Here is a 10230-nt window from a genome sequence, read left to right on the forward strand (position 1 = left end):
TGATTCAGCAATGTTTTCTGCGCGAAAGCGAAGCGGCAGATACAGAAGTCCCCCGCTTTCATAAGTGGCGGGATGAATGCCAGAAAAGTAATTAAAAAACTGTAAAAAGCGGTGAGACTATCGCTTTTTACAGTTTTTTTATGTTTAGAATAAATAGAATTTGAATATAAATGAAACGAACAAAATGCTAGTAAATTATAGTAGTGAAGTTGTGAAAATAGCGTAAGGGAAGGGCTTTGCTACTCTTTTTTCTATATAGTAATTGAATGTAACAAAACTTTTTAAAATAATACAGTTTCATTACAAAATAGCGAAACAGTTCAAATGAACTAAAAAGTATGTTACAGTGTTAAAGTGTGATTTTACACTGAAAATAGTCCTAGATATAGGATGGATTTTGGAAGGGGCTTTACAATGAGTTCGAAATGGAATACAGCAAAAGATGCTCATAGACAGCTAAATAGCCTATTAAAACAATCAAAGACAAAAATAAAAAGAGTGACGGTTACTACTTTACTGCTTTCTACACTAATTATACCTTTTGGTTTTATTAAAGAGGCAGAGGCAAACGTTACGTTTAGTAAGATTTATCATATATATGCAAATAATAATTACATAGGTGCTGTCTCAAACCCAGAAGCAGTTGAAGAATTACTTGCTAAAAAAGAACAACAAGTGAGTAAAAAATATGTTGGACTAGTAGTTGATGCACATTCCAACATTGAAATTATTTCAGAGCAAGTTTTCGAAGCAAGTGCGAATGATGCAGAAACATTGTTAAAATTAGAAGCTGAATTAGTTGTTGAAGCAGATGCACATTCATTAAATGTAAACGGTGAAACAATCGCTTACGTAGAAAATGAAGAAGCGCTTGAGCAAGTATTGAAGCAATTAAAGCTTCAGTATGTAACAGAAGATGCGCTAGAAGCACTCAATCAACCAACTACTGCTCAATTACCCGTTTTACAGGATGATGAAACACGAATTGTAGAAGTTTCACTATCAGCGGAAGTAAATGGTGAAGAAGCGAAAGTACAACCGAATGAAATATTAAAGGTTGAAGAAGCGGTTCAGTTTTTACAAACAGGAATGCTTGAGCAGCAAAAATATGCAATTCAATCTGGTGATGTACTAGGGTCTATTGCAAAGGAGCATGGTTTAACAACCGCTGAGCTAATAGAACTTAACCCAGGAATCGATGCATCGACTGTTTTACAAATTGATCAAGAATTAAATGTGACAGTGAATAAACCTTTTATCACAGTAAAAGTGGTTGAGGAAAAATTCAAAGTTGAAGCAATCGATCATGCGAAAATTGTTGAAGAAGATGAAACGATGCTTAAAGGTGAGAAGGTAGTAAAGCAAGAAGGGGCAGACGGTAAAAAGGAAATCACTTACTTAATTACCACTGAAAATGGCAAGCGCACAGAGCGTGCTGTCAAAGATGAAAATATCATCTCAGAGCCTTCAAATCGCATTGTTGTAGTTGGTACGAAAGTCATTCCATCACGTGGTACGGGCACATTTACATGGCCAACAAACGGTGGCTACATTTCAAGCCATATGGGAAGTCGTTGGGGTGGATTCCATCGTGGTATTGATATCGCACGTCCTTCTAACTACACAATTAAAGCCGCCGATAATGGTGTTGTAACATTTACAGGTTGGGATGGCACATACGGCAATAAAATTGTAGTCAATCATAATAATGGTTATGAAACAATTTATGCACATCTTTCACAAATTGATGTAACTGTTGGACAAGTTGTTGCACAAGGCTCAGCAATTGGCGTTATGGGCTCTACAGGTAACTCAACAGGTACACACTTACACTTTGAAGTGCATGAAAATGGCTCAGTTGTAAATCCATTATCTTATCTAAAATAGAGGCTATCGGAAAAGCGTGCTTATGCAAGGCTTTTCCGATAGCTATTTTTTTAAACCTAATCTCAAATCGTTATAGAAGTGATTGGCATTTCTGCGGTTTTTTATTTTAGATAACGCTATTCTATATTTCGACAAAATCAATTATTTCTCGGGAAATAAAATATAGGTAATAACAAAAATGAAATATCTGTTTAATGCGCGAAAACGCAAAGCATGATACAGTTAAGGGAGGGAGTTTTTGAGGAACCTTCCTATATACTACTTTAAATATTACAACCGTTATAAATAGATGAATATTTTTAAAATGAAAGGAAGATATAGATGGAAAAGACGATTTTAGTTGTAGATGATGAAAAGCCGATTGCAGATATTTTGCAATTTAATTTAATAAAAGAAGGTTATCGAGTTATTTGTGCTTATGATGGGGATGAAGCATTGCAAAAGGTGGAGGAAGAACAGCCAGATTTAATGCTTTTAGATATTATGCTGCCGAAGCGTGATGGCATGGAAGTATGTCGTGAAGTGCGTAAAAAATACAATTTCCCAATCATTATGTTAACAGCAAAGGGCTCTGAAATAGATAAAGTGCTTGGGCTTGAAATGGGTGCAGATGATTATGTAACGAAGCCTTTCAGCACAAGGGAATTAATTGCACGTGTGAAAGCGAATATGCGTCGCCTTAATGTAATCGCACAAGTGGAGGAAGCTGTCGAAGAAACCAATGATATTGTTGTCGGCTCCTTAACAATTCAACCAGATGCTTATTTAGTATTAAAACGCGATGAAGCGATTGAATTAACACATCGTGAATTTGAGTTGCTGCATTACTTAGCAAAACATATTGGGCAAGTCATGACGCGTGAGCATTTATTGCAAACGGTATGGGGCTATGATTATTTTGGCGATGTACGAACAGTGGATGTAACGATTCGTCGACTGCGTGAAAAAATTGAGGATAATCCAAGTCATCCTACATGGATTGTGACACGTCGAGGTGTAGGGTATTATTTACGAAATCCTGAACAGGAGTAAGCAACTATGCAAAAAGTCGGTTTTTTTAAATCTGTTCACGTAAAGCTCGTTTTAATTTATATTTTGCTCATTATTATCGCTTTGCAAATTATAGGGCTGTACTTTTCAAGGGAGCTAGAGCAAAATTTAAAAACGAGCTTTCAGGAGTCTATTTTTCAGCGTATTGACCTTGTTCAATATAGCATTCGTGAAGAGATTTTACGTGAGCGCAATGATACATCACCACAATTAGAGGAAAGCTTAAGCTCTTTACTACGTGAGTTTTCAACTGGTGATATTTCAGTGCGTGATATTAAAGAAATTCGCGTCATTGATTATCGGAGTAGAATACTAGCAACATCTGAAAGCAGCAATCAATCCATTGTTGGGCAGCGTTCTACCGATGAGCTAGTACGTAAAGCAATGGCTGCTGAAGCGTTAATTGATACAATTTACTATGATAATAAAACGAATAAGCGCATGTGGGTACTTGCAAAGCCTGTATTAGATACAGTAGGGCCAGATGGTGAAGTCATCGGTGTTATTTATATTGAATCCAACATAGAAAAAGTATTTGAGCAGATGGGCGATATTAACCGTATTTTTGCGGTAGGGACAGCGATGTCCTTGATTATTACGATTATACTTGGAATTTTAATTGCTCGTACCATCACACGACCTATTTCTGATATGCGTAAGCAGGCACAAGCGATGGCAAAGGGCAATTTCTCACGTAAAGTACGTGTTTATGGGACGGATGAAATTGGTCAGTTAGCAATTGCCTTCAACCATTTAACAAATCGCTTGCAGGAGGCACAATCAACGACAGAGGCTGAGCGCCGCAAACTTGCGACCGTGCTTAGTAATATGACAGATGGTGTTATTGCGACAGATCGTAAAGGGAAGGTCATTTTAATTAACGAGCCAGCATTGAATTTATTACATGTTACGCGTGAGGCGATGATGAATCGACCGATTGCGTCTGCGCTAGGCATAGATCAAAATTATAGCTTTGAAGATCTAATTCATATGAAGGAGCCGCTAAGCTTAAATTTTAGCACACAGGAGGCCCCTTATATTTTGCGTGCTAATTTTTCGGTTATTCAAAAAGAGACAGGTTTTGTCAATGGATTAATTACAGTATTACATGATATTACGGAGCAAGAGAAAATTGATATGGAGCGCCGTGAATTTGTATCCAATGTGTCACATGAATTGCGTACACCATTAACGACGATGCGTAGCTATCTAGAGGCGCTTGCAGATGGTGCGTGGCGAGATGAAAATATAGCACCGACATTTTTGAATGTTACGCAAACTGAAACGGAGCGCATGATTCGTCTAGTCAATGATTTGCTACAGCTATCAAGAATGGATAGCCAAGACTATGATTTAACGAAGGAATTTGTAGAATTTAATAAGTTTTTACATCGCATTATTGATCGTTTTGAAATGTCAAAATCACAAAATGTTACGTTTGTGCGCTTATTGCCGAAAACAAGCTATTTTGTAGAAATCGATACGGATAAATTAACGCAAGTTATCGATAATATTATTTCGAATGCATTGAAGTACTCTCCAGATGGCGGCAATATTCGCTTTGGCTTTACGGTCAATGATAATATACTAACAGTCATGATTTCTGATGATGGGATGGGAATTCCGAAAGAAAACTTAACGCGTATTTTTGAACGCTTTTATCGTGTGGATCGTGCGCGTGCCCGTTCGATGGGTGGCACAGGTTTAGGGCTTGCAATTGCGAAAGATATGATAGCAGCGCATGGAGGGAAAATTTGGGCGGAAAGTGAGGAAGGAAAAGGAACAACAATCTTCTTCACATTACCATGTGAATTGAATGAAGAGGAGGATTGGGGATGAAGTATATTGAGCATATAAAATCAGTTATTCTATTCCTTCTCATTGCACTCAGCATGGCATTAACTTTTTTAACATGGAACTATAAGCCGAAGTACCAAACAATTGAGGATATACAAATTGAGCATATTACATTAGGAGAACAGAAGGTACTTAATCGAGTAGTGAAGCCGTACCGTCTGCTCTTTAAAGCTGAGGAAGATTTTACAGGCACTGTCTCGAGCGAGGTGATTGATGCATTAATGGACGAGTTTTCAAATATGGAAGCTAATGATTTAACATTAATCAATCATAATTTAGCGGATGATAAACTGAATGAAATGTTACGGGCACCAAATCGCATGACGCTATTGTTCCAAGCTGATATTCCGATGCCTACATTTGCGTCTATTTTGCCATTTCATGATAATAAAGATATCCCAGAAACGACATTTGACCGTATCATTATTGATTGGAGCCAGTTAACGGTAGCAGGTCAGTTACAATTTTTATTTATTAACGCCGATAATCGGACATTATATCGCTCTTTTGTGAAGGTCTATGACAAAGCGGCCTTTAAGCGTAATTTTATTGATCGCGCGGCAAAATTGGACAGTTATATGGAAATTGAACGACCTGGTACGACGTCATTATATGTTTTAACAAATCCAACAGAAATTTTGCCCTATACGTATTCTGTCGGAACGATTTCAACAGACCTATTGAAAAAGATATTATTTACAGACCCGAATATTGTGCAACGTAATATTGAAAGTGCACAAACTGAAAAGTATACAGATGGCATGTCTTTAATGAGGCTAGACGCACAGAATCAATCCATTCATTATGTTTATCCTCCTGCGGAAAGCCTTTCACCGATTGCAGCATCTATTTTAATAAAGGACAGCATCGATTTTTTAAATGAGCATGGCGGTATTACAGAGGATTACCGTTTTGCTGCAATGAATTATCAAAAGCATATTATTGATTATCGGATGTTTTTCGAGGACCTTCCTGTATATAGCGATACGACGTTTACTCGTATTTCAACAACATGGGGAGATAACCGTATTTTCCGTTATCGCAGACCGTATTATGTGTTTGATATGAATCTTCCTGATGATAAAGCAGCAAAGGAGCTGGCATCAGGACCTCAAATAATTGAGCAAATTCAATCTAATTTAAAAACAGATATAAATGAAATAGATGATTTAGTTATCGGTTATTATTTAGTACATGATGCAGATGCGCAACTAATTACACTGGAGCCAAACTGGTTTATGCTCACAGAAAGTGGCTGGGAACGCCTCACTCCAGAGCGGTCAGGAGGTGCTGAATATGGATTGGAATAAAACGAAATCTATATTCATCTTTGTCTTTCTAGTATTGAATATATTTTTATATTCACAGTATGTAGATAGTTATAAGGAAAATCAAAATGTAGAGGTTTTAGGTGAAAAAAATATAGAGGCTAAATTGAAGGATGATAATATTACGTACTCGGATTTGCCTACTATAGAGAAGGCTGCCTATATATCTGGTAAGGTTAAGTTATTTGATTTACCAGATGCATCGCAAGGCATGAATACAATGTATCGTGTAGAGGATGGCGATACCTTGATTGTGGCATTACAAAAGCCTATAAAGCTACGTAATATGGAGGCAACAGGCTTTCAAGAATTTATACAGCAGTATGTAAATGACGGTGCCTCTTATACATTATGGGATATTAATAAAGAGGAAGGCACGGCAATTTATTTCCAGCGTTTGCAAGATCGCACCTTTTATTATTCGTTGAAGGGTTTAGTAAAAGTTTATTTTACGGAACAAGGTGAAGTTTATCTATATGAGCAAACAATGCTTGAACAGCTAGAGGAATTGGAGAAGAAAAAAAATCTGCTACCACCGATTCAAATTATTCAAGTATTGTATGCGCGCAATTTAATTAAACCAGATTCAGTTGTGACACGTATGGAGCTAGGTTATTCGACACTGTTCCAATTTACACAGACGCAAGTATTTGCACCAACATGGGAAGTGCGTGTGCGAACACCAGAAGGCACAGTCGAGGAATATTTCGTCAATGCGGTTGAAGGAAAAGTTGTTGATATGCAGCTCGATGTAAAGGCAGTAGAGGAAGAAGAAGAGTAGGGAGTTTTGACGATGCGATTTAGTGTTTTAGCTAGCGGAAGTACAGGCAATGCTGTTTACGTAGAAAATGATGAACATGCCTTTTTAGTAGATGTCGGGTTAAGCGGTAAAAAAATGGAGCAGCTTTTCGCTAAAATTGACCGAGATATGAAAAAGCTTTCGGGTATTTTAGTGACACATGAGCATAGCGACCATATTAAAGGATTAGGTGTTGTTGCGCGAAAATATAATGTGCCTATTTATGCAAATGAGAAAACTTGGACGGCGATGGATGGGCATATTGGCAATATCCCAGTCGATTTACGTTTTCATTTTGAGATGGAAGCACTGAAATCATTTGGCTCGCTAGATATTCAATCGTTCGCCGTTTCCCATGATGCAGCAGACCCGATGTTTTATGTTTTCCATGAAGAAGGGCGCAAGCTCGCTGTCATAACAGATACAGGCTATGTGAGCGACCGTATGAAAGGTCATATTCGCGGAGCAGATGCATTCGTTTTCGAAAGTAATCACGATATTGGTATGTTGCAAATGGGGCGCTATCCGTGGAGCATTAAACGCCGTATTTTAAGCGATGTTGGTCACGTTTCAAATGAAGATGCAGCCGTTGCCATGAGCGAGGTTATTTTCGATAAGCCAACACAAATTTATTTATCCCATTTAAGTAGAGATAATAATATGAAAGACTTAGCGCGTATGAGTGTTGCGCAAACATTGCAATCATGCGGTATTATTGCAGGTGAACTCGTTCATTTGCATGATACAGATGCGGAAGAGCCAACGAAATTGGTGATGGTGTAAGTCGCTTTGAAATTTAGATGACTAACCCACAATTCAGTGCTTCAAAATGATCCACATTTCAAACTAACATAAATGGCTAACAAGAAAGCGGTGTGCCCGCCTGCTTTCTTGTTAGCCAATTTTTTTATGGCAGTTTTAATTAATTTTCATCTAATTTTAATGTTTGATGTGTATGCTAATAATAACAAATGAACGAAAGGACGATTCATATGACGAATTTTGAAGAGCATAACACAGAACAACAACAATTAACGCCATTACAAGAGCGTTTACGTCGCGAAGAACTAGAAGCACAAAAAAAGCGTGAAAGAAAAAATAAAGGAGGTAGCAAAGTCGGATACTTTATGAGTGGACTATCAGGTGTTATTGTAGGTGCCCTTCTTGTATGGTTACTACTCCCTTCCCTTGTAGGGCAACTGCCAGGTACAGAACAGTCGAATCAAGCAACGAATTCTACTAGCAACACGGCAATCCACCAAAGTGTAACGGAAGTGTCATCAGATGTGATAAGTGCAGTAGAGCAAGTATCTGATGCAGTTGTTGGTATTACAAATATTCAGCAAGTGACGAATTTTTGGAACCAATCAACATCTTCTGAACAGACAGGAAGCGGCTCGGGTGTCATTTATAAAATTGATGGAGATAAGGCATTTATCGTAACAAATCATCACGTAATCGACCGTGCGCAGCAATTAGAGGTAACGCTTGCGGATGGTTCTAAAGAAGACGCAGAATTAGTTGGCTATGATATTTGGACAGATTTAGCGGTTGTTGTGATTGATAGTAAAAATGTGAAAGCCACTGCTAAATTTGGTGATTCAGACGTATTAAAACAAGGTGAAACGGTTATTGCCATTGGAAATCCATTAGGCTTAGAGTTTTATGGCTCTGTGACAAAAGGGATTGTTTCAGGGAAAGATCGTTCAGTACCTGTTGATTTAAACAATGACGGCCAAGCGGATTGGCAAACAGAAGTATTACAAACAGATGCAGCAATCAACCCAGGTAATAGTGGTGGTGCTCTAATTAATATCGTAGGGGAGTTAGTTGGTATTAACTCAATGAAAATTGCTCAATCATCTGTTGAAGGCTTAGGTTTCTCGATTCCAATAAATTCAGCGATTCCAATCATTGAGGAATTAGAGCAACATGGAGAAGTGAAGCGCCCAACAATGGGTGTATCGCTACTTGATTTAACAGAAGTACCTGCCTTCTATCAACAACAAACATTAAAAATTCCACAGGAAATTACAACTGGTGTTGTTGTAACAGATGTGGTGCGCGGCTCAGCAGCAGAAACAGCTGGCATGCAGCAATATGATGTCATTGTCGAAATGGATGGCAATAAAATTGAAAACTCAATCGAGCTTCGCAAACATTTATACAATGAGAAAGAAGTTGGTGATACATTAACATTAAAAGTATATCGACAAGGCGAAATCGTCGAATTGCAATTAACATTGAATAACAATGCAACATTGTAATTGTGGATAACTAACAAAGTATGCATGCACAACAAGTAGGAGAGAAAGAGCGTTCTTTCCTACTTGTTTTTTCTTTGTTACAATAGGTTGTGGATAACATTGTGGAGAATGTGTATAAGTTTGTGGAAATTTCAGATTATTGGAGGTTGTAAAAAATGAAAAAATTTAGCTGTGAAACTCATATAGATCATGCATTAGACATGTTTGTAGCAGAGTATGAAGATTTTCCAATTATGGATAAACTATCGAATGACGAAAAGTTATCCACAAAATGTGACTACTGTGAAGAGCAGGCTGCATATATTGTATCAAGGAAATAACTTTACACAATATATTGAATTCACTTGTTGATATGTGGATAACTTCTGTGGATAAGATGTTTGTAAATGAATTGTAAAGGTGGATAAGCTGTGAATATAACAATCATTTCCGTAGGTAAACTAAAAGAAAAATACTTAAAAATGGGTATCGACGAATACGCCAAACGCCTCGGCAGCTACGCAAAAATCGATTTCATCGAAGTTCCTGACGAAAAAGCCCCTGAGCAGCTATCCGATGCCGAAATGGAGCTCGTCAAAAAAAAGGAAGGCGAACGCATTTTGGCAAAAATTCAAGATGGCACCCATGTCATTGCCCTTGCATTAGATGGCAAAATGAAAACGAGTGAGGAAATGGCAGCGGATTTAGATGCGTTGATGACATATGGGAAAAGTAAAGTTGCCTTTGTGATTGGCGGCTCGCTTGGTTTGCATACAGATGTATTGAAGCGTGCAGATGAGAAGCTATGTTTTGGGAAAATGACCTTGCCGCATCAGTTGATGAAGTTGGTGTTGGTGGAGCAGATCTATCGGAGTTTTAGGATTATTCATAATGCTCCGTACCATAAGTAAGTGAGGTTTAGAGACATAGTATTTCATAATTTTTGGAAAGTAATAATCTGTGTTAAATAAAGGAAGGCTTGTCTAGAAAGTCATAACCACTTTTAAAGAACGAAAAATCCAGCTGATTTATTCATTGAAAGAAAAGGCGATGAAGCGAATGT

The 10230-nt window shown here is 37.7% G+C and carries 9 protein-coding genes; all 9 read left to right on the forward strand.

Annotation, left to right across the window (positions count from 1 at the left end; translation table 11 throughout):
- The first annotated feature begins 414 nt into the window (after positions 1-414).
- Positions 415-1887: a M23 family metallopeptidase gene (locus C9J34_RS19780; RefSeq protein ID WP_107841897.1), complete on the forward strand. Its 1473-nt coding sequence runs from the start codon at positions 415-417 to the stop codon at positions 1885-1887.
- 321 nt (positions 1888-2208) lie between these two features.
- Positions 2209-2919: a response regulator YycF gene (gene yycF, locus C9J34_RS19785; protein WP_107841898.1), complete on the forward strand. Its 711-nt coding sequence runs from the start codon at positions 2209-2211 to the stop codon at positions 2917-2919.
- 6 nt (positions 2920-2925) lie between these two features.
- Positions 2926-4776 carry a cell wall metabolism sensor histidine kinase WalK gene (gene walK, locus C9J34_RS19790; protein ID WP_107841899.1) on the forward strand — a complete coding sequence of 617 codons (1851 nt, stop codon included), beginning with the start codon at positions 2926-2928 and terminating at the stop codon, positions 4774-4776.
- Entirely contained in the window at positions 4773-6104 is a 1332-nt protein-coding gene (locus C9J34_RS19795) for a YycH family regulatory protein (protein WP_107841900.1), read from the forward strand. The genes walK and C9J34_RS19795 overlap by 4 nt, the downstream gene beginning before the upstream one ends.
- Complete coding sequence (locus C9J34_RS19800; protein WP_107841901.1) at positions 6091-6903, forward strand: two-component system regulatory protein YycI; 813 nt, start codon at positions 6091-6093, stop codon at positions 6901-6903. The genes C9J34_RS19795 and C9J34_RS19800 overlap by 14 nt, the downstream gene beginning before the upstream one ends.
- A gap of 12 nt (positions 6904-6915) precedes the next feature.
- Positions 6916-7704 (forward strand): MBL fold metallo-hydrolase, encoded by a 789-nt coding sequence (locus tag C9J34_RS19805; RefSeq protein WP_107841902.1) that lies wholly within the window; start codon positions 6916-6918, stop codon positions 7702-7704.
- A 209-nt stretch (positions 7705-7913) separates the two neighbouring features.
- Positions 7914-9188, forward strand: a complete 1275-nt coding sequence (locus tag C9J34_RS19810; RefSeq protein WP_107841903.1) for a S1C family serine protease — start codon at positions 7914-7916, stop codon at positions 9186-9188.
- Positions 9189-9343: 155 nt separating this feature from the next.
- On the forward strand, positions 9344-9508 hold the full coding sequence (locus tag C9J34_RS19815) for a CxxH/CxxC protein (protein WP_107841904.1): 165 nt from the start codon (positions 9344-9346) through the stop codon (positions 9506-9508).
- 90 nt (positions 9509-9598) lie between these two features.
- The gene (gene rlmH, locus C9J34_RS19820) at positions 9599-10078 is read left to right on the forward strand and encodes a 23S rRNA (pseudouridine(1915)-N(3))-methyltransferase RlmH (RefSeq protein ID WP_107841905.1); all 480 of its coding nucleotides are present in this window, start codon (positions 9599-9601) and stop codon (positions 10076-10078) included.
- The last annotated feature ends 152 nt before the right edge of the window (positions 10079-10230 follow it).

This window comes from Metasolibacillus meyeri (assembly GCF_003049505.1).
GTDB lineage: Bacteria > Bacillota > Bacilli > Bacillales_A > Planococcaceae > Metasolibacillus > Metasolibacillus meyeri.

Excerpts from the sequence above, each read along its gene's own strand:
- C9J34_RS19810 (WP_107841903.1), top strand. The coding sequence starts at position 7,914 with ATGACGAATTTTGAAGAGCATAACACAGAACAACAACAATTAACGCCA.
- C9J34_RS19795 (WP_107841900.1), top strand. The coding sequence starts at position 4,773 with ATGAAGTATATTGAGCATATAAAATCAGTTATTCTATTCCTTCTCATT.
- yycF (WP_107841898.1), top strand. The coding sequence starts at position 2,209 with ATGGAAAAGACGATTTTAGTTGTAGATGATGAAAAGCCGATTGCAGAT.
- C9J34_RS19780 (WP_107841897.1), top strand. The coding sequence starts at position 415 with ATGAGTTCGAAATGGAATACAGCAAAAGATGCTCATAGACAGCTAAAT.
- walK (WP_107841899.1), top strand. The coding sequence starts at position 2,926 with ATGCAAAAAGTCGGTTTTTTTAAATCTGTTCACGTAAAGCTCGTTTTA.
- C9J34_RS19805 (WP_107841902.1), top strand. The coding sequence starts at position 6,916 with ATGCGATTTAGTGTTTTAGCTAGCGGAAGTACAGGCAATGCTGTTTAC.
- C9J34_RS19800 (WP_107841901.1), top strand. The coding sequence starts at position 6,091 with ATGGATTGGAATAAAACGAAATCTATATTCATCTTTGTCTTTCTAGTA.
- C9J34_RS19815 (WP_107841904.1), top strand. The coding sequence starts at position 9,344 with ATGAAAAAATTTAGCTGTGAAACTCATATAGATCATGCATTAGACATG.